This is a genomic window from Allocoprobacillus halotolerans, assembly GCF_024399475.1.
Taxonomy (GTDB): domain Bacteria; phylum Bacillota_I; class Bacilli_A; order Erysipelotrichales; family Coprobacillaceae; genus Allocoprobacillus; species Allocoprobacillus halotolerans.
Genome location: NZ_CP101620.1, coordinates 783825 through 806210 on the forward strand (window position 1 = coordinate 783825; position 22386 = coordinate 806210).

The following is a 22386-nucleotide window of genomic DNA, read 5'->3' on the forward strand; positions in this document are numbered from 1 at the left end:
AATTCTTTATCTTTTTAACTGTTTCTCTTTTCACTTTTTCGTTCATACTAAACTTGTCGATAGGAGGAGTGAATAAAATGATTAAACAAATCAAACAACACAAAAAAGAACTAATATTCATGGGAAAATGTTTTCTGATTATGGGTGTGCTTTGTCTATGTTTATATCAACCCATGATGAAAATCTTTGAAAATCCACAAGTTTTAAGACAACAACTACAAAGCTATGGTATAAAAGGACAATTCTTTTTGACAGCTATTATGACATTACAAGTGATTTTTGTTTTTCTTCCTGGTGAAATTGTTGAAGTCATGGCAGGTTATCTTTATGGCTCTGTTTATGGACTATGCTTATGTTTAATAGGTTGTGCTATTGGATCCATTCTCATCTTTACCTTTGTTAAAAAGTGGGGACAACCTTTTATAGAACATTTCATCAGTTTAGAAAAAATCAAGCAAGTCCATTTTTTACATAATCCTGAAAAACGTAATATCCTTTGCTTTATTATTTTCTTTGTACCTGGAACACCTAAAGATATATTAACTTATCTGATTCCCTTAACTGATATGAAAATGTCAACTTTTCTATTTATTACCACCATTGCTAGAATTCCTTCCATTATTACCTCAACAATTGCTGGTTATGCTTTAGGAATTGAAGATTATATGTTTTCTATTCTTGTCTTTTTCATAACTGGTATCATTTCTTTGATTGGGCTTTTCATTTATAAAAAGATAAATCAAAAGAAATTATCATACCATCTTTAGAAAATCTTTCGTTTTATCCTCTACTTTTCTTTTTGACTTTCAAGTATAATGTATAAAAGTCAGGGAGGGTTTATTATGGATTACAATATATTGATTGTGGAAGATGAAATTGAGATATGTGATGCAATTGAAATTTATTTAAAAACACAGAATTATCATATTTTTAAAGCACATAATGGTGAAGAAGGATTAAAGATTGTTGAAAGTCAAATCATTCATTTAGCAATTGTTGATATTATGATGTCAATTATGGATGGTATTCAAATGACAATGAAAATAAGAGAAAAGTATGATTTTCCTATTATTATGTTATCAGCGAAATCAGAAGATATTGATAAAGTCACAGGATTAAATATTGGAGCAGATGATTATATGACAAAGCCTTTTGTTCCAATGGAATTACTTGCTAGAGTTTCTTCACATTTAAGACGTTATCGTAAATATTTAGATGTTACAACATCAAAACAACCTCAAAATGTTTATACAGTTGGTGGCTTAGAATTAAATTTGGACACAAAAACAGTTAGTGTGGACAATCGTCCTATAAAGGTGACTCCTATTGAATTTAAAATCTTACAATTACTCATGGCTTATCCTGGTAAAGTCTTTTCAGCTGAAAATATTTATGAAAGTGTTTGGAAAGAAGATGCGATTAATACCGATACAGTGATGGTCCATGTCCGTAATTTAAGAGAAAAAATAGAACTCGATCCAAAACATCCCCAATATTTAAAAGTTGTTTGGGGAGTTGGATATAAAATTGAAAAACAAGGCAGGGATGAACTATGAAAATAAAACAACATATTGCAAGTATTATACTATTAGCTGTTCTTTTGATTGCTAGCATTGGAACATATTTATGTTATCCTTTTATCAATCAGGCTCTTCAAAGATCAAACTATGAAATCAGCGATATTAATCATTATATGTTTTTAGATTTACCAGGGTATTGTTATGGGGCGGATTATTTATTAAAACAAAAAAATGATTCTTCTACGACTCTTGCAGCTTACAATCCTATATCATTACCAGAAAATATATCAGAAGACTTTTTTATAATTTTCAATATCAACTAGAAACTAAAGCTAATGAACTGAAACAAAAAGAAGATATTTTTTATCATATTGTCAACACTCAAACAAATCAAGAACTATCTAATGCTCCTCAGTCAATTGTAGATATTCAAAACAACAAAGAACTTCAAAAACAATATCAATGGTATATGCAAGTGCATTTTGATGAACAAGGCAAACCAACCATTAATTATACAAGTGATCAAAATCAAATGAGTCATCCCATCACACAAATGTTTCCTTATCAACAAACAATTTATGATGAAAACACTGATGAAAATATCGAAGTTCAATATCAACCATTAAAAAATATCACAGTGACATTCGCTATAAGTAACGAACTCCATTTATCTTCTCAAATTGGTTCTTATTTATTTAACACATCACGTAGTCAATTTTACCTTTATTCTCTCCCATATGTTTTTACATTTATTGCATTATGTGGACTTGCCACTTTATTTATACCTATGAAATATCTACAAAGCAATCGTTTCTTATCATTTGTCCTTGAAATCAAATTTGCCTTTTTAGCTATCATTTGGGGCTTTATAACAACCTTTATGTATGCAGGGACTGCCATTATCATTGCTGGTACCATTCAAAATCAATTCCCTTATATCTATCAACAATTTGGAATTGAAACTATTGGACCATATCTCACACCAATCATTAATATTATCTATTTCTTTATTTTCTATCTACTCTTTGTGATTTTTGCCTACTTTATTAAATATTTATTCCATAAAGGACTAAAAGCATATTGTAAAGAAAACACATGCATTGGTTGGATATTAACAAATGGTTATTCATTAATGAACAAAGTGATTAATTTTGATTTAGAAGATTCGCTCAATAAATCAGTTTTAAAGATTATCTTATTTAATTTATTGATTATTGCTGGTTGTTCATTATTCTTTGTCTTTGGTATCTTCTTTGCGATTATTTATTCAATTATTATCTTTATTTTAATCAAAAAGAAATTTATTGATATTCAAAATGATTATCATACTTTATTAAAGGCAACAAAACAGTTATCACAAGGACATTTTGATGTACAAATCAATCAGGATATTGGTATTTTTAATCCATTAAAAGATGAATTTGTGCATATTAAAGATGGTTTTCAAAAAGCTGTTGATGAAGAAGTCAAATCACAAAAAATGAAAACCGAACTCATCTCTAATGTATCGCATGATTTAAAAACACCTTTGACTTCTATTATTACTTATGTTGATTTATTAAAAAATAATGATATTAGTGAGGAAGATCAAAAACATTATTTAGATATATTAGAAAGAAATTCTTTAAGATTGAAAAATTTAATTGAAGATTTATTTGAAGTCAGTAAAGCCAATAGTGGTGATATCAAACTAGAACTTGTTGATATTGATATTATTGCATTAATTAAACAAGCTGAATTAGAATGTCAGGATAAATTAGAAGAAAAACATTTAATGATGAAATGGAATGGGATTGATGAAAAAGTCATTTGTCATTTAGATAGTTCTAAAACTTATCGTATATTTGAAAACTTATTTATGAATATTAGTAAATATGCTTTATCCAATACAAGAGTTTATATTGATATTAGAGAACTTAACGATAGTGTGCATATCATCTTTAAGAATATCTCTGAAGCTGAAATGACTTTTAATGAAAATGAAATCGTTGAACGTTTTGTTCAAGGAGATAAATCAAGAAATAGTCATGGTTCTGGTTTAGGACTTGCCATTGTGAAAAGTTTTACAGAATTACAAGGTGGTCAATTCCAGATTGAATTAGATGGTGATTTATTCAAAAGTATTATTATTTTTCCAAAAATAAATCAATGGGACAATAAAACCCATTGATTTTTTACATAAACAATAAATATATAAAGATAAGTGCAAAAATGATTTGAGATGTTCCTGTCAAACAACCATATAACATAGCTTTGGGACCTTCTTTGATTAAATCAGCAAATTTTACACGCATCCCAATAGCCGCTAAAGCAATAATTTCAAATTGTGTACTAATAGTTTTGGCTGTCACTGATAGCATTTCAGGAACTAAACCACTACTGTTGATTAAACTAAAGATAAAGAAACCAAGTACAAACCAAGGAACTTTAGCTTTGACTTTAGCACTGACTCCTTCTTTTTTCGCAAATAGTGGCTGATTCTCATCAAGATTCATTCTAGCATAAGTTAATGCCACAACAACTATAAAAATAATTCTCACAATTTTAAAGATAGTCGCAAATTCTACAACTTCCTGATTTACAAGCGAAGCCGAAGCAATCACTTGACCGATGGATTGCAAAGTTCCCCTATCATCGCTGAAGTTTGTAACGTATCATGGTGATATAAAAGACCTGTTAATAACGGTAAAACAACCATTAAGATTGTTCCTGTTACATTAACAATCGTGATGGAAATCCCTTTATCTTTACTATCAGCCTCAACAATTGGTGAAACTGTTCCAATAGCTGAAGAACCACAAACAGCATTTCCGCACACATCAACAATGAAAACTTCTTGGTGAATTTTAATCTTCTCCCAATAAAATAACAAATAGCGATTGTACAAATCATTTGTAAAGCAATAAAGCCAACACCATGGAAACCTATTCCCATAATATCCGTTAACTGTAATGTTAAACCCGTTAAAACAATGGAATATTCAAGTAAACGACTTTCAGAAAACTTTGTACCAATATTAAAAATCTCTTTATTTAAAAATGTATTACCTGCCAACATCCCTATTCCAATCGCAAACAGAGCTGCTCCAATACTTGGAAAGAATTTGGCGATTTGTTGAGCAAGCAAACCAATCACAAGACACACGATAAACCCTGGTAATATTTCTTTCATTCTTTTCATTTTTAATCTTCTCCCTTTTTACAAAAGCTATATTACCATATTTTACTTATAAATAAAAATTATAATATTTTATTTATTATAAGAATATATTATAATAAATAGAGGTGATACATATGATCGATGATAAAATGAGAACATTTATAAAAGTTGTAGAATATCAAAGTTATACGCAAGCAGCCAAACATCTCCATATTACACAACCTGCAGTAACTCAACATATTAAAGCATTAGAAGAACATTATCAACAAAAATTTATTGATAGTACACATAAATCATTTCGTTTAACAAAAATGGGCGAATTGCTTTATCATTATGCGAAAACACAAATTCATAATGAAAATCTTTTTCAAGAACAATTACAAGCTGTTCAACCATCACTTGTGATTGGCTCAACATTATCCATCGCCGATTACTATATTCCCCATATCATTGCTACAAAGATAATTCAAAATAGTCATCCCTGTGAAATCGTTGTAGCCAATACACAAACTTTAATCCATAAATTGATTAATGGAGAAGTAGAGTGTGCCTTTGTTGAAGGGCAGTTTGATACTGAATTATTTGATTATCATTTATTAAAAAAAGAAAGATTTATTGCAGTGGCGAGCATTCATCACCCCTTAGCTCACCAAAACATCAGTTTTGAACAATTATATGACTATCCTTTATTTATTAGAGAAAAAGGTTCTGGAACACGTGATATATTAGAAAACTATTTGCATCAGACAATTTATTCATTATCACGTTTTTCACAACTTGTAGAAATTGGTAGTTTATCTATGATTAAAACGATGTTAATGGATACACAAGCTATTACTTTTGTCTATGCAGGTGTCGTTGAACAGGAAATAAAAAATAAACAGCTTGTAGAGCTGCATATTCAAAACTTCGATATTACAAGACCAATGCATTTTATCTATCTTCAATCCCATATCCATAAAAAATATTATCAAGAATTATTCAATACCATGACAAAATAGAAAGGAGAACTCTATGATATATTATCTTATAACAATGACAATAATTGGTTGTTTCATCATGGAAATAGATAAATATAAAGCTGCTCATCATCGCTATCGTATCAGTGAAAAATTAATTTTTTTAATCGCTCTTATTGGGGGTAGTTTAGGTGTATGGATGGGCATGTATCTTTTTCATCATAAAACAAGGCATTGGTATTTTGTTTGGGGAATTCCCTTTATTTTGTTGATTCAAATTTTCATTGGCTATCAATTTCACAATGCATTTGATTTTTTCTTTGATAGCTTCATCCATAATATGTTGAACGACTTCACTTTTCGCATCAGCATAATTCTGTACATATTTCCATGTTTTTTTAGCAAGCTGCTTTTTGGTATCTTCATAAAGCTGTCTTGCTTTTTTATTTTTACGTAAGTAATTTCTAAAGATTAAATACTTGTCTATTTCTTTTGAACCTTGAGAAAACACATGCAAATTTATGTCTGTATCTGGACCTTTAAACATATGATGATTTTCAAACTCTGGCTCTTTTATTCTTAAAACATAGCCATGACTGACTAATGCATCTAAATAATCTTCTTCCCTACTTGCATCTTCAACAACTAATAAAATATCAATAATAGGTTTCGCCATTAAGCCTTCTACTGAAGTCGAACCAATATGTTCAATCATGAGTGCTTTATCTTTAAGAATATTTGATATTCTCTGTTTTTCTCTTTCAAACAATATTGGCCATTGCTTATCATAGGGTTTTAAAACAATTGTTTGATTATGTTCAACATTTCCACTTACAACGACTTTTTGAATATATTCATCACTTAATTTCATACAAACACCTCCTGTCTTTTTATTATACAATAAAAATCATCCTAAAAAATGATAAATTTATGTTACAATAGAAACAGGAGGTTCCTTATGAAAAATATCTTGATTATACAAGGTGGTGGTAGACTTCAAGGTAATACTGTCTAGGTTGTAATGCCTGTCGCTATGAAAAACCATGTATTCAAAAAGATGACTTTCAAGAACTCGTTCCCAAAATTCTTGATGCTGATTTAATCGTTTTTGCATCACCTTTAATGTTTTGGACAATTTCAGCAAAACTCAAAGCCTTTATTGAACGTTTTATAGTCTGGCTCAAGATGATTTACATCCACCTTTAGGAAGATATGAAAAATATCCTATCAAAGATGCTGCTTTATTAATGACTTCTGCTGATCAGTTTTTTTGGACTTATGAACAAGCAGTCTCTTATTATCAGTTTACATTGATTCACTATATGGGGTTTAGTGATAAAGGGATACTATTGGCTGGTGGTTGTGGAGATATAAATAGTCCACCCCAAATTAAAAAAACAGATTGGTTACAAAAAGCCTATGACTTTGGTTTTACAATTTATTCAAAAGAAAACAAGGAAATATAAAACATTTCCTTGTTTTTTATTTATGAAATCTGATCAAACTGGTGAACACCCCATGTTTGTATCATATAATATAGGAAAACATCTAAAATCAATGCCACTATAATCACGCAATACATATAAACCGATACAGACATGATATCCACCAACCATAAGCCATAAACCATTGCAATCACAACCGCAATGCCCATTGAAATAAACATCGTTAAAACAACAGGTAAACTTTGTTTCACACAAACTGTTTCATTAACCCAGTCAAATTTAGGTTTCCATAAGTTTAATACAAGTCCTAAAAAATCTATTAGTAATGTAAATAAAATAGGAACAATGACTACAAACAAACTTTCAATAATCCCTATCTTTGTAACAAAGATTAAGACGATTGATAAGAGTAAACCTCCAGGAATACAAAATATTGCATGCATTGCTAATTTAGAATTCAAAATATCTTTTGTTGTGATTGGCAATGCCTTAATAATCCAGAAACGATCTCCTTCAAGTGAAATAGAAGATGCACTAATCATATTCAATGATGATACAGCTATAATCATTAAACATAAAACTGGTGTAATAAATTCCTGTATCTGTGGGATTTGAACAATCATATGAATTTCATCTTGATAGAAAAGAATCGCAACAGAAGCAATTATACATAATATAATACCCATTGCCCCATTTAACATCACCATTGCATTAGATGTAAAATGCTTTACTTCTCTTATCACAAGTGCTTTGAATATTGTATTTTGTTTCATAGGTTTTGCTTTATAAATAGCTTTTTTTACCTTTGGTTTTGTTGTTGCCATCTTAATGAAGTTGACTGACAATAAGTAAATAACCAAAACAAATGGAAGTAAAGCACACAATAGATAAATCATAAAACTCATGATGTTTCCTTGTGTTAAAGCCAAGCTTAAATGATAAAGTGGAAATACTGAATTTTCAATAGCCTCTGCAATACTTTTTCCATTTTCAATAAGCCATGCCATATAAACCTGAAGTGAGTTCACTGCATACATATATAATGCAAAAACAGCAACAAACAATATAACTGCTATCATTGTTTTAAAACGATGAATCTTGACTAAGATATGTGCTAATATCCAGCTAAAGAAACAAGATAAAGCCAATACAAATAAAGGAAGAGTTAAAAAGACACCTATAAACATCATGATTTCCATAACACTCATTCCTATATTTGTTACATAAATATAGAAAGCTGGTAAAGCAATGACTGATTCATAAAGATAATTTAAAATCAAGATTGTAAAAACACGACTTAATAAAACATCACTATTTTTAATAGGCATGGATAATAAAAGTTCATTATCTTTGGCCTCATAGATTTCATGATGGGTTAAAAAGATACTTCCAATAAAACAAAGAATCACAATAAATAATGCCATTAATGCAAAGTAAAACCATTCAATTCCCATCATTTGGAGTGGTTCAACCAATGAATCAAATAACATTCCAAACATCCCAACAAAAACAACCGCAACATATACAAACAACAATCCATAAAGAATAAGTTTCCCAATACCTGTCCCTTTGCTTTTCTTAGTTGATTTTGTCTGTCTTAAAAGAATACCTTGTAATCTAATTTTAATAAGTTTCATTAGCATTGTCATCATCCTCCAACTCCAAGAATACATCTTCGAGCGATTCATCACCAATCACATCTTGAGTTTTTCCACTGACAATTAATTTTCCTTGTTTGATAATTGCAATTTTATCACATAGCTTTTCAGCTACTTCCAAGACATGGGTAGAAAAGAAAATAGCTCCACCTTTATCACAATGTTCACGCATTAATTGTTTAAGTATATGTGATGCTTTAGGATCCAATCCAACAAAAGGTTCATCCATTAAAATTAATTGAGGCTGATGCATAAAAGCAGCAATAATCGCTAACTTTTGTTTCATACCATGTGAATAGGCACTAATAGGTTGTGCTAAATCACTTGTCAATTCAAATAAATCTCCATATTTTTGAATCAACTGTTCCCTTTGTTGTTTAGATACCTGATAGACATCGGCTACAAAATTTAAATATTGAATACCTGTTAAATATTCATATAAATCTGGATTATCCGGTATATAAGCCATGACACGCTTACATTCTAAAGCATGACTCTTCATTGATTTTCCATCAACAATAATCTTTCCTTCATCAAAAGGCATAATCCCAGCCACAGCTTTTAGTGTCGTTGTTTTACCGGCACCATTATGACCAATAAAGCCATAGATATGTCCTCTTTCAATATGCAATGATAAATCATCAACAGCTTTATATTGATCATATGTTTTTGTTAAATGTTCAATCTTTAACATAACAATAAATTCCTCTCTTTCTTAAACAATTATTAAAATTATTTATATTATTATTTTATATCTTTGTCTTTTACTCGTCAATATCTTTCGTCTTTTCTTTAAATAAAAAATAAGAATAAACATAAATGACAATTGTCATAGCTATTATTGTTACCATCAAAACAATATAACTATATGAAAATTGAGTCAAAGCACATACAGCAATAATAAGACCTATAACAACAAAACCAAAACCAGATATTTTATGTGTTTTCTTCCAAACATACTCATTTGCTAATGTCCATGGTGTTTTGATTCCAAAAAATAGTTTTGGGGTATTTTAGGAAAATAATTACCCATTCCAATAAGCAAAGCAGCCACCAACAATAAGATAAACTGTTCACCATCTTGATGAGGGTTAAAAGTCATATATTCGAAAAAAACTGCCATGACCAAAAAGAATAATGTAAGTCCACATTGAAATAAACGATATGTTTTCTTTCTTTTTCAAGATTACATCTTTTAGGATCAATTCTTTTGGTAAGAGACATTTCATAATAAACGAGGACTGGTAAAAACACTATAATCAAAAATAAATAACGACTTCCATAACCATCTACTTCCCAGTTTGCATCCCAATGAACTGGTACAGTTTCAGGCATCAAAAAGACACCTACAGTCAACAGCAACGTCATTATCCATAAAACATAGTCAAAAACTTTTATCTTCATTTTTCATCCCCCATATCTATAAAATTCATAAACCATTTCATGACCTCCTGAAAAACAGACATATCAATACTATAAACAATATTTTGTCCTTGTCTTTCATCAACAATTAAACCACTAGATTTCAAAATAGATAAATGATGTGATATAGATGGTTTAGTCATTTGAAAACAATCTGCAATTTCACCTGCATTTAAAGGTTTCTCTTGTAATAATTCTAAAATCCTTCTTCTTGTTGGATCACTTAACGCTTTAAATGCATCACCCATGCATCTCCCTCCTTTTTAATATTTAGATATTTGTCTAAATATCTAAATACATTTTATCACTTTTCATTGTATTGTCAAACAAAAGAAAAAGAACTATACAAAATGTATAGTTCCATGTATTTGAAGCCTAATATTATTCAGCAACTTTTTGTTCTTTAATAACTTTAGCAATTGAAGCGATTACGTCTTTTTCATCATCACCTTCAGCTACGATTTCTACAGTAGCTTTAGTAGGTACACCTAAAGACATAACACCCATAATTGACTTCAAATTAACTTCTTTACCATTGTAACATAATTTGATATTGCTAGTGAATTTGCTAGCTTGGTTTACTAAGATAGTTGCAGGTCTAGCATGTAATCCTACTGGATCTGAAACTACAAAAGATAATTTTTCTGCCATCTTATTGACTCCTCCTTAATAATTTATAGTATTATTATAACACATTTCCATTACTTTTCCATACATTTTCAAAAGAAATTAATACGCTTACATAATATTTTTTTGTCAAGTCTTTTCACAATCTTTTTCTAACAATTTTCATTTATCAAAAAGTATTGATGTAAACAGAAAAAAGAAAACTTTCAGTAAGTTTTCTTTAAAACATTTTTTGAGCAACCACTAAAAATCTATGGGTTGTCATTTCAAAATATGAATGATCTTTAATCTCTTTTAATGCCTGCAAATAAAACATTTGATATCTATTGATATTGGCAAAATCAGATGAAACTTTCGTAAAATATTGATAAATCGCTTGAATACTATGAAAACGAATTGTTCCATAGTCCTCAAATTTATCCACAACACGCATACCAATACTTTCTAAAGTTTGTACACAACTTTCAGCGTCCCATTTTCCTTTCATCTGAAAAGGCATGTATAAACGGACAAATTCTTTTAAATTATCTGTTCCATGTTGATTCACAACAAAATAGCCACCTTTTTTTAACACTCTCAAAATTTCACTTTTATCATAATTGCATTCTTGACACATCACTGTGTCAATTTTTTCATCTTTAAAAGGCATTTTTCCTGTTGGCGTTAAAGTTGTAACTTTAACAGATGAACCATCCACAAATTGTCCTTGAACTCTTTGTGTGTCTGTATAAGGTTCAATAATAAACATCGCTTCTGTATCATCTTTAAACTGACTGGCAAATTTTCCAGCATCTACACTCATAACTGCCAAATGATCCTCAGGATTGATATAACGTCTTAATATCTCACTTTCATTATAGCTTGGTAAAGTGACTGTATAATCATTTTCAAACTCTGCACCTGGCGAAAAATGCTGCAATTCATTTTGTAATAAATGAGCATCCTCAATTTGACGACGACATCTTTTTTTACTATAAACCATAATAGCATACTGTACAACGGCATCAGCTACAATTCCCATCGCTAAAAACAATACAAAGTAAACAAACCAGTTAAGCGTAAATAGTTCGACTGGTGATGAAATCAAATAACAAATTAAACAAAGAAAAACCATATAACCAACACGATTATAACTAAATGGTTTATCCAATGATAAAAACCAATTCATATTGTTCGCTTTTTCCATTTTACTTCTTGTCATTTCAAAAAAGACAACCTGCATCAAAAACAAAATACCTATAAAAATTAACAGCAATACAATCAAATATTCCATATAAACTCCTTAATTAATATTTTTTCCTTCAATTGTATAGTAATGATGATACTCATCAGAGAAATAACCATCCTTATGGAATGTTAAATCTCCTTCAACAGAAAATAATTCTTCCATATCATTATTTATATCATAAATATAACTTCTACCATTTTTATTCAACATCATATAATTTTGATCATTATATTCAATCAATGGTGTTGCAGGTAAAGATGTATATTCGATAGGGAAAACTTCTTCTCCTGTAATATCAATAATACCATACATACCATTTTCATTATAAACCGCATAATATGAACTGTCTATGTACTCCATACGATAATATGTCTTTTTTGTCAAGATTTGTCCTTTTTCATCAATTAATGAATAACCCTCTTCGCTCGCCTTTACAATAGCTCTATGACTAGCATCAAAGGGTTGAGCTTCAATATAGGTTTGTTCAATTTCTTGTTTATTACTAAAATTGTAATAAACATATCCTTTATTTTGAACATAGACTGGGAAAACCTCAAAATACAATTGTTTTACTTCTGGATAAAGTTGACAATTTTCAAGTGTTCCAAGAGGTACTCCACTTTTATAAATATGATGTGGTCCATAAACATCATCTTCACGAATCACATATGTTTGGGCATCAAAATAATAAGAATTGATGAGAGTTGGAACACCACCAATTGGATAAATATAAGTCTTATCTTGCGAAGTTAAAACAATGTTATCCTTATCATCAAAATAAGCATCATTAATTGCAATATTATTTTGTGAAGCCTCTTTCTTTTCAAAATCAATATATATCATACTCTTTAATTTTTCATCATTCAAAATACATCCTTTATTATTTTGAATTAAAAACTGATATGTTCCTTTATCAATTTGAATATCAAAGCTTTTCTCATCATCACTAACATTATAATAAAAATGATTTTTATCTTTAAAACCAACCACTACTGATTTTGCACTAGCATATTGACTGACATAACTCACAACATCTTGACCTTTATAAAGTTCTTCGCCATTTTGATATAAGACAATATACTCCTTATCTTTTTGAATAACTGGCAATCCACTTTTCATAATTGCTGTTGAATTATCAGCCTGATATAAAATTTCTCCCTCATCATTTAAAACATAGAGATTTTCTTGGACAAATTGATTTATCAATACTGATTCTTTATCATCTTTATTTTCCTGATCTTCTTTGTTTTCTACTTTTTTAGTCGCATAAAACATATCATCAACACTTTCTAATGTTGCATATTCACCAAATGGAATGATTTCTTCACCATCTCTTGAAATATATCCCACTTGTTCATTTGTGTTTGTAACTATATATCCTTGACTACCAATCTTTTGAAAAGATTGATATTCATAATCTGTTATTTGTTCACCTTCAGAATTATATAAAGCATTTAATTGCTGATCATTTGTTAACATAAAATAACTCATTTTTTGATTTTGATGACATCCCGTCAACAATAAAAGTGCCATGAGTCCAACGAATAATTTCTTCATTCTTATTCCTCCTCGCCCCTAGTATATCATAAAATTTATCTTTTAGCATTGTTTTTTCAAATAATCAGACTATAATAGGAAGTAAGAGGTGAGATTCAATGAATGAAACATTACAAACAATTGCACAAAGAAAAAGTTGTCGAAGTTATCAAAATAAAATGATTAAAGACGAAGAATTACAAATGCTTTTACAAGCCGCTATTCAAGCTCCTAGCGCAATGAATAGACAGCTTTGTGAAGTCTATGCCATTACAAATCCCGCTTATATTGATGAACTCACTGAAACGATTAAAAAAGTCAGTGAAGAACGTGGCGAAAAGAAACCTGATGGTTACCACTTTTCATATCACGCTCCTATCTTGTTGATTGTCAGTGGACCTGAATATGATTCAAGACGTATAGAAGATGGTAGCTGTATGTTACAAAACATCTTTTTAGCTGCAACAAGTCTCAATATTGGTTCTTGTTGGATTAATCAATTGCGTGATACCCAAAACGTAGATGAAGTCAGAAATGTTCTTAACAAATTTGGTATTCCAAATAATCATCAAGTTGTAGGTTGTGCTGCCATTGGTTATATCAAACAAGATACTCCAGCTAAAGAAAAGAAACAAGAAAGGATTCATATTGTGGAATCGAATAGGGGCTAAGAATTAATATCTTTCGCCCCTTTCACAACACCATGCATAGGGTCCCCTACACGGCGTTTCATAAGTTTATAGAATTGTAATAGTCTAGTGCACTGATAAACCCAAAGCTTTTCAGTCTTTCGTTTGTCAGTGTTCTAGAGAGTATAAAGCTATTGGCTATATGCCAGTAGCCTTTTCTTGTATTTGCCCATTCCCATGCCTTTTTCCTGTTTATTCCTAACTTTTGTAGATTTTTATATCTCGTCCTTACCAGTTTCCATCTCTTCCAGTATATCATTCGTATTCTTCGTCTTAACCATGAGTCAACTTTACCAAGATACACTTTCATATCGGCTACCCTGTAATAGTTTATCCATCCCGTCATATAGAGTTTTAATTCTTGGCCTAATTGTTTACTACTGACAGGTCTGTTTCTTTTTGTGATTTCCTTGATTCTTCTTTTCATCTTTTCTCTTGATTTCTTATGAACAGTGATTCGTACGTTACCACTCTTCTCTATATAAAATCCAAATCCTAGAAATTTTATATCAGTAATATAGGCTACTTTTGTTTTCTCCTGGTTGACTTTAACGAATAACTTCTCTTCAAGATACCTCCTCACTGTTTCCTTGACTCTCATTGCACTTCTTTTACTTTTGAATAGTATGACACAGTCATCTGCATATCTTACATATCTATTGCCTCTTCTTTCCATTTCTTTATCAAGTTCATTAAGATAGACATTTGATAGTAATGGACTTAGTGGTCCTCCTTGAGGTACGCCTTTAGTCGTTTCTTCGAATTTATGCTTTACTACGACTCCTGCATTGAGATATTTATGTATGAGTGATATGACTCTTCCATCCTTAATAGTTTGTGACAGTATCTGTATAAGCCTTGAATGATTGACTGTATCAAAGTATTTCTCCAAGTCCAAGTCTACTGTGTATCGATATCCTTCATTGGCATAGTCTACGACTCTTCTTACTGCTTGATGAGCATTTCTTCGAGGTCTAAATCCATAACTGTTTTCACTGAATAGTGGCTCAAAGATAGGCGTAAGTATTTGCACTATCGCTTGTTGAATGACCCTGTCAGTCACAGTTGGAATTCCTAGTCCTCTTTTCTTTCCATTATCTTTTGGTATTTCTACTCTTTTAACGGCTTGTGGACTATAGTGTCCCTCCATGATGAGTTTCTTTAGATAAGACCAGTGCTGTGCGAAATGCGTACGAACTTCTGCGACTTGCATTTTATCTACACCACCACTTCCCTTATTGCTCACAACCCTTTGGATTGCCTTTTCTATATTGGCATCTTCTACGATTGTTTCAAGTAACTTCTCATGTATTACAAATCTATTGGTGTTCTTCGTATGCGATATCTCTTGTTTTGATATAGGTGTTAAACCGAAAACTCTACAAAATCAATTTAGATGAAAAACCGCAGATTAATATAATCAAAAGGATATAAGATTTGCCGTTAGAAACCGCAGTTCTTATATCCTTTATCTGTTTTTTGATTTATAATATTCTATGTGTTATTTATTTTGACTGATTTTTTTAATCTTAAGAAAGGAAAAAGAGAAAAGATAGGTTCAGTTTTGCAGGCTCAATCTCATCTTTTCTCCTGGGTTCATCTTTGATGAATCCACCCGCTACTATGGTACAATCATTTTCTGTTTTAATCAAGCATATTTTTCAAACTTGTCCTATTAATTTTAACCATTCTCTCTCTGCTAGTGAATTTCAGCTTCTCGAAACCTTTTTATTAAATCATCTGGAACTCTCTGCGTTTCATATCCATGATGATCATATATGTAAGTCACCTAATTTTAAATTCTTTATCTCTTATGATCGCTATTTTATTACTTTCCGTGATAATGCCGTTGTTGAGGAAACTGTTTCGATTCCCGTGCTTTACTGTGAAAACTGCAAACATTTTCATGCTGTCCTTCCTCATCTTTTCATTGTGCCTCATTGCCAATATTCTATTCCTTTTATATTATCTGTCCTTTTTGATAAATTTTATTCTTCATTGACTGTAAATGATGTTTCAAATAAATATGGAATATCTATTTCTACAATCTACAGATGGATCAAAAAATACATGTGCTATCTACGCTACTATATGCAGCTTAGAAACAGTTACCGCATGTCTTTTTTTGTTTCAATGATTTATCTTTATGAGGATGTCATGAATGATATCTACGATTTGAGTTCCCATGCTTTATTTCAATATGACCGCAAATTATTTGCTCCTTCGTGAAATGATGATCATTAGAATATAAAAATAAATAAGATGGAAATATCTTTATCATTTTCACTGTTCTATACTTTTTTGGGAGGTAAAAAGTTATGAACAAACAGAATACTGATCGTTACGAGTACAGAAAACTCGTTGCACAGGTCAAATTTTCACTTATTGCACCTGTCGTTTCGGCTACATTTACGGATATATCCGCTGAAGCCTATTTTAGGCGTGTTTCCAAGAATGAGGTCGATTGGCCCGATGGTACCAGAAGAAAGTTTTCTGCTGTAACTTTAAAGAATTGGCTTTATATTTATAGAAATTGTGGATTTGATGAACTGATGCCTAAAGATCGTCTGGATGCCGGAAGAGTCAGGAAGCTGGACAATCGCCATAAAGATTTTATTAGCGATATGATCAAGGAATTCCCTAAAATGACAGGCGTCATGATCTATGAAAGAATGATTGAAAAGGGGCTCCTCAACGTAGGTGATGTATCGGTAGATACTGTTCAGAGGTACATTAAAAATTCAGGATTGCGTCATGGGTCAAAACCTGTCACAAAAGAAAGACGTACATGGGAATTTGCTCATTCATGTGATGGATATGAAGCGGATACCTGTCATACCTTTTATATTTTTGATGAAGCCGGTGAGTACAGAAAAACTTATCTGATTGCCATCATCGATAATCATTCAAGAATGATAGTTGGTGCTGAATTCTTTTTTAATGATAATGCCGTTAATTTTCAGAAGGTATGGCATGATGCAGTACTAAGATATGGGAGAAGTAAGATGATCATCCTTGACAATGGATCAAGCTACAAAAATAAAAGCACCAAGGAGATAGAAGCAAGGCTGGGCACAAAAATCATCTACAATCCACCTTATTCACCGGAAGGAAAGGCCGTTATTGAAAGGTTCTTTTCTACCATCAAGATGAGATGGATGAATGGGGATCATGGAAGCCATTATCATTCATTGACCGAGCTCAATATGAGATTAAAAAGTTGGATTAACGAATATAACCGTACCCCTCATTCTTCACTGAAGGATGACATTCACGACAATCACACTCCATTGGAAAGATACATGTACGATATGAAGGACGTGGAGGTATGTCAGCTATCCAATAAATCATCCGTTGAATACAGAGCCTGGCTTGACGATGTGTTCATGCATGAAACGACACGTAAGGTAAATGGAGATTCAACCGTATTGATTGAAAATGTTTTATTTGATGTTCCGTCCATTTATATCGGGATGAGGGTAATCATTCGATATGATCCAAGAACTTTTGAAAATACCTATCTGTATGATATATCCGAAAAAAGAAAGTTCCAATCAGTAGGACAGATAAGGTTGAAAACGGAAGGACAAGAAGAGAGGAGATTATTTATTAATGGAAATGACAACGTATTACGGAATGGACAGAAATCCATTTACTAAAGATACAATGATTAAAACATTATATGAATCTAATGATTTTAAACAGATGACGAACCGATTGGAATTTATCATCAAATCAAGAGGAATCGGTGTATTTTTAAGCAATCCTGGGATGGGAAAGACCACATGTCTGAGAAAAACATTGGAATCTCTCAACCCCAATCGATATGTAGTAATCTATATCTGTATGACAACGATTACAGCCATAGATTTTTACAGAATGCTTAATGATGCACTGGGGCTTGAAGAGATGACAAAAAAGTCGAAGATGTTTCAAGCTATCCAGGATGAACTGAGAAGATTGACAGTAGAAAACAAAATGGAAGTCATTATAGCGATAGATGAAGCACAATTTCTCAGAAAAGAAGTGCTTAGAGAATTCATCATGCTTATGAATTTTGATTATGATTCAAAAGATTACTGTACACTGATATTCGTAGGGCAGAATGAATTTATAAGAACACTGCGACTTAAAGTCCTGGAACCATTTAGACAACGTATCAATATGAATTATACGTTTACAGGATTCAATGAAGAAGAAGTAAAAAATTATGTGGAATCACGTTTGGAATCGGTCGGTTGCCGAACAGACCTGTTTACAAAAGAAAGCTATCATACACTTTATACACTGATGAATACCTCCGTCAGGATACTCAATCAGATCATCAGTAAGAGCCTGATATTAGGAATGCATTATAAAAAGGATATCATTGATAGCGAACTGATCATGGAAGCAGGCAAGGAATTAATGATAGGATAGGAAAGATGGATTATATATATAAAGATAGAGAAAATAAAAAACAGGTTGGGGAGATCGACTGCATAGAAATCAGACCATATTATACATTTAACATAAAAACAGAAAAAAGTATATATAGGTGTCAGATGCACGTAATAGCGGGGGAATGGGAATTGTTTATACATTACTACGATAAAATCATAAGAAAAAACCAGGATAGATTTATACCACTGGCATATCCAACAGATATCATGTGGAATACGGAATCTGTGTATGATAATATAGATGATGAATTAGAAAGCAGAAGGATTGCATACGCGATAAAAAGTATATTTGAACAATATAACTATGAGGATGTATCGATATGATATATCCTTTTTTCATTGATCACTTACTATCCATCAGCAGGTAGCAAATAATCTGCGGTTAAAAATAAAAGGACGTGATAAATCAGTATAAATTAATCTGCAGTTAACATTATCGCAGAATTTGTGGTTTAACATATAGGATACACTTCTCCATTATTGTCGTATTCCGTACTATCTTCATAGAGTAAGCCTAATGATAGTTGACAGTATCCAATTTTATCCTGAGTATCTTTCATTTCCAGTTCACCTCCTTATGTTCGGTCCTTCGCTAGATAACCATTACAGTTATCATCATCACTACTATGACCTCGGCTGACTTCCTAGGACAAACATTTCCACCATGATTACATTTTCATCATGTCCCTAGGACCTCCCACGGTAAGACATAACACTTTCATCCCATGTACCCACTATCTTTACACCGCTTATTCCGTCGTACTATTGGACTTTGATTTGTCATGCAATCTCATCCAATAAGCATATGCCTTAAATAGTTCGTATTCCTTGGGTCAGGATTTTGTCTCCGACTTCCTTCAGTTCTCACCTTACGATGGATACCTTGTCTTTGACTAGTGGTTGGTAGTACGAAACCCCCACAGTGGACTTTCACCACCAAGTTTTATGCCATGCATGGCACACATGAAAAAGACTATAACTTTTGTTATAGCCTTTTTCGTTTGGGTATACGTTTTTTGTAATATTAAGATTAACCGATGTATAATGGTTGGTCATTTCCAACGACTTCACCAGTTTTTGTTGTCGCAACATAATATACTGAAGAATCTTCTGGTTTATAGTAAACCTCTAATGTATCAATAGTTGTCATTTTAACACCTTTTGATTTAACATCCTCTTTTACTAGTTTCTCAATAGATGTTGTTTCAACGTTTTTATTATGAAATTGTACTTGTAATTTAATTTTCACTGCGTCCCCTCCTTAATTTATATTATAAATGAAAGCGTTTTACTTTGCAATAAATTACTTCATTTACCTTCAACAATATATCACTTTTTTTATAAATACTCAAATTTTTATTGAAATTTTCTTATTTTATTGCATAAAAATATGAAAAAAATTAAAAATATTAGCATATTTTCACTATAGACAACAGTTTTTATCACATCAACTCACTTTTAAAATCATAAATTCATAACCTTTCTCTATCATTTCTTCAATAGATAAATCTTGATTTTCATCTATTTCTTCAAAAACACAAGATAAATATAAAATTTTTTCAACCACACTATTAAGTTATTTTATATGAACAAATGAAATCATTTCTTTTCAATCTTTTATTTTAGACAACTCCTACCCATAGTATAAGTATTCTTTCGATGCTCAAGATCCTCAATAAGCAACAAAATCATTGACTGATTTTATACCTATAATGCGTTTTATATTTTAGGTTAAAAATAATATTTATAAAAAATTCTTACTTGTTTTTTCCAAGTAAGAATTTTTTCATTATCCATTCATTTTTCTTGTATAAGCTTTTCTTCTTTCATTTTCTGTTAATAAACGTTTTCTTAAACGAATATTTTGAGGCGTTACTTCCACAAGTTCATCATCATTAATATAATCTAAACAAGCTTCCAAGTTAAAGATTCTTGGTTTCTTTAAGACAACAGTTGAATCTTTTGTAGAAGAACGTGTATTTGTTAATTGTTTTCCTTTTGTCACATTGACAACCAAATCATTGTCACGACTATGTTCTCCAACAATCATACCTTCATAAACATCCACACCTGGTCCTACAAACATGACACCACGATCTTCAACACCACCAAGCGCATAAGCAGTTGTTTGTCCTGTATCAATAGAAACAAGGACACCTAGTTGTCTTTCACCAACAGCGTCACCTTCCATTGGACGATAATCTAAGAATGAATGATTGATAATTCCATAACCTTTTGTCATTGTTAAAAAGTTTGTCATGAAACCAATTAAACCACGAGATGGAATAATATAATGAACTTTTGTCATACCATTATCAGATTCCATATTTTCTAAGCTTCCACGTCTAAATCCTAAAGATTCAATAATACTTCCAATACATTCATCAGGTGCTTCAATAAAGACTTCTTCATAAGGTTCACATTTAACACCATCAATTTCTTTAATAATAACTTTTGGTTTTGATACCTGTAATTCAAAACCTTCACGACGCATATTTTCAATCAAGATTGATAAATGTAATTCTCCACGTCCTGAAACAATCCATTCTTCAGCATTAGGAACTCTTTCAATTTTTAAAGATACATCTCTGTTTGTTTCTTTGAATAATCTTTCTTCAACTTTACTTGCTGTAACAAATTTTCCTTCTTTTCCTGCAAAAGGAGAAGTATTTGTTCCAAAGACCATTTGAATTGTTGGTTCATCGACACGTAATAATGGTAATGGTTCTTCATATCCCATTGTACAAACTGTTTCACCAACGCCAATATCAGCAAGCCCCGCAATCGCAACAATATCACCAGCACTCGCTTCATCAATTTCAATTCTATGCAATCCTAAAAATCCAAATAGTTTTTGAACCCTAAACTGTGTCTTTGTGCCATCCGCTCTTAAACAAACAACAGTTTCATTCACTTTCACTTTTCCTCTTTGAATACGACCAATTCCAATACGTCCAACATAATCATTGTAATCAAGTAATGCTGGTTGGAATTGTAATCCACCTTCTTCATCAACTAAAGGTGCAGGAATTTCTTTGATAATCATATCAAATAAACAATCCATATTAGGCACTTGCGTTGCAATATCAGGATCTAAACTAGAAGTTCCCATTAAGGCAGATACAAAGACAGTTGGGAAATCTAACTGATTATCATCTGCTCCAAGTTCCATAAATAATTCTAATACTTCATCCATAACTTCATTAATACGAACAACTGGACGGTCAACCTTATTAATCACAACAATTGGTTTGACTTTTGCTTCTAAGGCTTTCTTTAAAACGAAACGTGTTTGAGGCATTGTTCCTTCATAGGCATCAACAACCAACAAAACACCATCTACCATATTCATAATACGTTCTACTTCTCCACCAAAATCGGCATGTCCTGGTGTATCCATAATATTAATACGATAGTCTTTATAATTAATAGCAGTATTTTTTGCTAAAATTGTAATTCCACGTTCTCTTTCAATCGCATTTGAATCCATTGCTCTTTCAGCAATCTGTTCATTATCTTTTAAAGTTCCAGATAATTTTAATAATTGATCTACTAAAGTTGTTTTTCCATGATCAACGTGTGCAATAATTGCTATATTTCTAATGTTATTCATGTTTTTTCACTCCTTTTTTGCCTTTTTGATTATAACACAATTCATTGAAAAGACAATACAAAATACTTTGACTTTAACGATAAAAAAG

At 31.2% G+C, this 22386-nt stretch carries 25 protein-coding genes and 3 pseudogenes; 13 read left to right on the forward strand and 15 right to left on the reverse strand.

The features are described from left to right. Positions 1 to 77: 77 nt before the first annotated feature. From NMU03_RS04785 to NMU03_RS04800, 4 genes are all read left to right on the forward strand, one after another. Positions 78 to 767 (forward strand): TVP38/TMEM64 family protein, encoded by a 690-nt coding sequence (locus NMU03_RS04785; RefSeq protein WP_290141540.1) that lies wholly within the window; start codon positions 78 to 80, stop codon positions 765 to 767. Between the two features lie 75 nt (positions 768 to 842). Continuing rightward, positions 843 to 1556: a response regulator transcription factor gene (locus NMU03_RS04790; RefSeq protein WP_290141541.1), complete on the forward strand. Its 714-nt coding sequence runs from the start codon at positions 843 to 845 to the stop codon at positions 1554 to 1556. After that, complete coding sequence (locus NMU03_RS04795; protein WP_290141542.1) at positions 1553 to 1843, forward strand: hypothetical protein; 291 nt, start codon at positions 1553 to 1555, stop codon at positions 1841 to 1843. Before NMU03_RS04790 ends, NMU03_RS04795 begins: the two co-directional genes overlap by 4 nt. Before the next feature lie 152 nt (positions 1844 to 1995). Continuing rightward, a complete protein-coding gene (locus tag NMU03_RS04800) occupies positions 1996 to 3690 on the forward strand; it encodes a sensor histidine kinase (protein ID WP_290141543.1) in 1695 nt (564 codons plus the stop codon). A 4-nt stretch (positions 3691 to 3694) separates the two neighbouring features. On the opposite strand, the gene NMU03_RS04805 is transcribed toward NMU03_RS04800, so the two are convergent. Both NMU03_RS04805 and NMU03_RS04815 read right to left on the reverse strand, forming a co-directional pair. Further along, positions 3695 to 4141, reverse strand: coding sequence for a putative sulfate exporter family transporter (locus tag NMU03_RS04805; protein ID WP_290141544.1), 447 nt, complete (start codon positions 4139 to 4141; stop codon positions 3695 to 3697). Beyond that, positions 4120 to 4700: pseudogene (locus NMU03_RS04815) on the reverse strand (YeiH family protein). The gene NMU03_RS04805 and the pseudogene NMU03_RS04815 overlap by 22 nt, the downstream one beginning before the upstream one ends. A gap of 113 nt (positions 4701 to 4813) precedes the next feature. Here NMU03_RS04815 and NMU03_RS04820 point away from each other — a divergent pair. Beyond that, positions 4814 to 5680 carry a LysR family transcriptional regulator gene (locus NMU03_RS04820; protein WP_290141547.1) on the forward strand — a complete coding sequence of 289 codons (867 nt, stop codon included), beginning with the start codon at positions 4814 to 4816 and terminating at the stop codon, positions 5678 to 5680. Between the two features lie 58 nt (positions 5681 to 5738). Then, a pseudogene (locus NMU03_RS04825) lies at positions 5739 to 5822 on the forward strand (DUF1294 domain-containing protein); the annotation flags it as partial. Positions 5823 to 5825: 3 nt separating this feature from the next. On the opposite strand, the gene NMU03_RS04830 reads toward NMU03_RS04825, so the two are convergent. Beyond that, the gene (locus tag NMU03_RS04830; RefSeq protein ID WP_290141548.1) at positions 5826 to 6509 is read right to left on the reverse strand and encodes a GrpB family protein; all 684 of its coding nucleotides are present in this window, start codon (positions 6507 to 6509) and stop codon (positions 5826 to 5828) included. Positions 6510 to 6676: 167 nt separating this feature from the next. Between NMU03_RS04830 and NMU03_RS04835 the strand changes: the two are divergent. Together NMU03_RS04835 and NMU03_RS04840 are read left to right on the forward strand one after the other, a co-directional pair. Further along, positions 6677 to 6844, forward strand: a pseudogene (locus NMU03_RS04835) (flavodoxin family protein); the annotation flags it as partial. Between the two features lie 41 nt (positions 6845 to 6885). After that, on the forward strand, positions 6886 to 7104 hold the full coding sequence (locus NMU03_RS04840) for a hypothetical protein (RefSeq protein WP_290141549.1): 219 nt from the start codon (positions 6886 to 6888) through the stop codon (positions 7102 to 7104). Positions 7105 to 7124: 20 nt separating this feature from the next. On the opposite strand, the gene NMU03_RS04845 is transcribed toward NMU03_RS04840, so the two are convergent. The 9 genes from NMU03_RS04845 to NMU03_RS04885 form a co-directional block, all read right to left on the reverse strand. Then, positions 7125 to 8726: a permease-like membrane multi-spanning protein gene (locus tag NMU03_RS04845; protein ID WP_290141550.1), complete on the reverse strand. Its 1602-nt coding sequence runs from the start codon at positions 8724 to 8726 to the stop codon at positions 7125 to 7127. Beyond that, on the reverse strand, positions 8707 to 9435 hold the full coding sequence (locus NMU03_RS04850) for an ABC transporter ATP-binding protein (RefSeq protein WP_290141551.1): 729 nt from the start codon (positions 9433 to 9435) through the stop codon (positions 8707 to 8709). Before NMU03_RS04850 ends, NMU03_RS04845 begins: the two co-directional genes overlap by 20 nt. 70 nt (positions 9436 to 9505) lie before the next feature. After that, complete coding sequence (locus NMU03_RS04855) at positions 9506 to 9730, reverse strand: SdpI family protein (protein ID WP_290142284.1); 225 nt, start codon at positions 9728 to 9730, stop codon at positions 9506 to 9508. Continuing rightward, complete coding sequence (locus tag NMU03_RS04860) at positions 9709 to 9843, reverse strand: hypothetical protein (RefSeq protein WP_290141552.1); 135 nt, start codon at positions 9841 to 9843, stop codon at positions 9709 to 9711. The genes NMU03_RS04855 and NMU03_RS04860 overlap by 22 nt, the downstream gene beginning before the upstream one ends. After that, entirely contained in the window at positions 9840 to 10145 is a 306-nt protein-coding gene (locus tag NMU03_RS04865) for a DUF1648 domain-containing protein (RefSeq protein ID WP_290141553.1), read from the reverse strand. Before NMU03_RS04865 ends, NMU03_RS04860 begins: the two co-directional genes overlap by 4 nt. Next, on the reverse strand, positions 10142 to 10411 hold the full coding sequence (locus NMU03_RS04870; protein WP_290141554.1) for an autorepressor SdpR family transcription factor: 270 nt from the start codon (positions 10409 to 10411) through the stop codon (positions 10142 to 10144). The genes NMU03_RS04865 and NMU03_RS04870 overlap by 4 nt, the downstream gene beginning before the upstream one ends. A 133-nt stretch (positions 10412 to 10544) precedes the next feature. Beyond that, complete coding sequence (locus tag NMU03_RS04875; RefSeq protein WP_087357145.1) at positions 10545 to 10814, reverse strand: phosphocarrier protein HPr; 270 nt, start codon at positions 10812 to 10814, stop codon at positions 10545 to 10547. A gap of 196 nt (positions 10815 to 11010) precedes the next feature. Continuing rightward, entirely contained in the window at positions 11011 to 12063 is a 1053-nt protein-coding gene (locus tag NMU03_RS04880) for a class I SAM-dependent methyltransferase (protein WP_290141555.1), read from the reverse strand. Between the two features lie 9 nt (positions 12064 to 12072). After that, positions 12073 to 13575: a WG repeat-containing protein gene (locus NMU03_RS04885; protein WP_290141556.1), complete on the reverse strand. Its 1503-nt coding sequence runs from the start codon at positions 13573 to 13575 to the stop codon at positions 12073 to 12075. A 98-nt stretch (positions 13576 to 13673) separates the two neighbouring features. Here NMU03_RS04885 and NMU03_RS04890 point away from each other — a divergent pair, with 98 nt between their 5' ends. Continuing rightward, the gene (locus NMU03_RS04890; RefSeq protein ID WP_290141557.1) at positions 13674 to 14225 is read left to right on the forward strand and encodes a nitroreductase family protein; all 552 of its coding nucleotides are present in this window, start codon (positions 13674 to 13676) and stop codon (positions 14223 to 14225) included. Between the two features lie 58 nt (positions 14226 to 14283). Here the strand turns inward: NMU03_RS04890 and ltrA are convergent, their stop codons facing one another. Further along, the gene (ltrA, locus tag NMU03_RS04895; protein ID WP_353956684.1) at positions 14284 to 15603 is read right to left on the reverse strand and encodes a group II intron reverse transcriptase/maturase; all 1320 of its coding nucleotides are present in this window, start codon (positions 15601 to 15603) and stop codon (positions 14284 to 14286) included. 245 nt (positions 15604 to 15848) lie between these two features. Here ltrA and NMU03_RS04900 point away from each other — a divergent pair, with 245 nt between their 5' ends. The 4 genes from NMU03_RS04900 (at position 15849) to NMU03_RS04915 (ending at position 19009) form a co-directional block, all read left to right on the forward strand. Beyond that, positions 15849 to 16472: a DUF6431 domain-containing protein gene (locus NMU03_RS04900; protein WP_272595462.1), complete on the forward strand. Its 624-nt coding sequence runs from the start codon at positions 15849 to 15851 to the stop codon at positions 16470 to 16472. Positions 16473 to 16561: 89 nt separating this feature from the next. Continuing rightward, positions 16562 to 17902: a TnsB C-terminal domain-containing protein gene (locus tag NMU03_RS04905; protein ID WP_290138106.1), complete on the forward strand. Its 1341-nt coding sequence runs from the start codon at positions 16562 to 16564 to the stop codon at positions 17900 to 17902. Further along, positions 17856 to 18662, forward strand: coding sequence for an ExeA family protein (locus NMU03_RS04910; protein ID WP_272595460.1), 807 nt, complete (start codon positions 17856 to 17858; stop codon positions 18660 to 18662). Before NMU03_RS04905 ends, NMU03_RS04910 begins: the two co-directional genes overlap by 47 nt. Positions 18663 to 18667: 5 nt before the next feature. Beyond that, a complete protein-coding gene (locus NMU03_RS04915; protein ID WP_272595459.1) occupies positions 18668 to 19009 on the forward strand; it encodes a DUF6618 family protein in 342 nt (113 codons plus the stop codon). Between the two features lie 706 nt (positions 19010 to 19715). Here NMU03_RS04915 and NMU03_RS04920 read toward each other — a convergent pair. After that, the gene (locus NMU03_RS04920; protein WP_087244848.1) at positions 19716 to 19934 is read right to left on the reverse strand and encodes a DUF6465 family protein; all 219 of its coding nucleotides are present in this window, start codon (positions 19932 to 19934) and stop codon (positions 19716 to 19718) included. Positions 19935 to 20474: 540 nt separating this feature from the next. Then, on the reverse strand, positions 20475 to 22298 hold the full coding sequence (gene typA, locus NMU03_RS04925; protein WP_290141558.1) for a translational GTPase TypA: 1824 nt from the start codon (positions 22296 to 22298) through the stop codon (positions 20475 to 20477). Between the last annotated feature and the right edge of the window lie 88 nt (positions 22299 to 22386).

What these genes read in the sequence shown, in the direction of transcription:
- NMU03_RS04900 (WP_272595462.1), top strand. Translation starts at nt 15,849, where the DNA reads ATGAATCCACCCGCTACTATGGTACAATCATTTTCTGTTTTAATCAAG.
- NMU03_RS04875 (WP_087357145.1), bottom strand. Translation starts at nt 10,814, where the DNA reads ATGGCAGAAAAATTATCTTTTGTAGTTTCAGATCCAGTAGGATTACAT.
- NMU03_RS04890 (WP_290141557.1), top strand. Translation starts at nt 13,674, where the DNA reads ATGAATGAAACATTACAAACAATTGCACAAAGAAAAAGTTGTCGAAGT.
- NMU03_RS04820 (WP_290141547.1), top strand. Translation starts at nt 4,814, where the DNA reads ATGATCGATGATAAAATGAGAACATTTATAAAAGTTGTAGAATATCAA.
- NMU03_RS04880 (WP_290141555.1), bottom strand. Translation starts at nt 12,063, where the DNA reads ATGGAATATTTGATTGTATTGCTGTTAATTTTTATAGGTATTTTGTTT.
- NMU03_RS04830 (WP_290141548.1), bottom strand. Translation starts at nt 6,509, where the DNA reads ATGAAATTAAGTGATGAATATATTCAAAAAGTCGTTGTAAGTGGAAAT.
- NMU03_RS04910 (WP_272595460.1), top strand. Translation starts at nt 17,856, where the DNA reads ATGGAAATGACAACGTATTACGGAATGGACAGAAATCCATTTACTAAA.
- NMU03_RS04870 (WP_290141554.1), bottom strand. Translation starts at nt 10,411, where the DNA reads ATGGGTGATGCATTTAAAGCGTTAAGTGATCCAACAAGAAGAAGGATT.
- NMU03_RS04785 (WP_290141540.1), top strand. Translation starts at nt 78, where the DNA reads ATGATTAAACAAATCAAACAACACAAAAAAGAACTAATATTCATGGGA.
- typA (WP_290141558.1), bottom strand. Translation starts at nt 22,298, where the DNA reads ATGAATAACATTAGAAATATAGCAATTATTGCACACGTTGATCATGGA.
- NMU03_RS04790 (WP_290141541.1), top strand. Translation starts at nt 843, where the DNA reads ATGGATTACAATATATTGATTGTGGAAGATGAAATTGAGATATGTGAT.
- NMU03_RS04795 (WP_290141542.1), top strand. Translation starts at nt 1,553, where the DNA reads ATGAAAATAAAACAACATATTGCAAGTATTATACTATTAGCTGTTCTT.
- NMU03_RS04860 (WP_290141552.1), bottom strand. Translation starts at nt 9,843, where the DNA reads ATGACTTTTAACCCTCATCAAGATGGTGAACAGTTTATCTTATTGTTG.
- NMU03_RS04915 (WP_272595459.1), top strand. Translation starts at nt 18,668, where the DNA reads ATGGATTATATATATAAAGATAGAGAAAATAAAAAACAGGTTGGGGAG.
- NMU03_RS04840 (WP_290141549.1), top strand. Translation starts at nt 6,886, where the DNA reads ATGACTTCTGCTGATCAGTTTTTTTGGACTTATGAACAAGCAGTCTCT.
- NMU03_RS04865 (WP_290141553.1), bottom strand. Translation starts at nt 10,145, where the DNA reads ATGAAGATAAAAGTTTTTGACTATGTTTTATGGATAATGACGTTGCTG.
- NMU03_RS04885 (WP_290141556.1), bottom strand. Translation starts at nt 13,575, where the DNA reads ATGAAGAAATTATTCGTTGGACTCATGGCACTTTTATTGTTGACGGGA.
- NMU03_RS04850 (WP_290141551.1), bottom strand. Translation starts at nt 9,435, where the DNA reads ATGTTAAAGATTGAACATTTAACAAAAACATATGATCAATATAAAGCT.
- NMU03_RS04845 (WP_290141550.1), bottom strand. Translation starts at nt 8,726, where the DNA reads ATGCTAATGAAACTTATTAAAATTAGATTACAAGGTATTCTTTTAAGA.
- NMU03_RS04905 (WP_290138106.1), top strand. Translation starts at nt 16,562, where the DNA reads ATGAACAAACAGAATACTGATCGTTACGAGTACAGAAAACTCGTTGCA.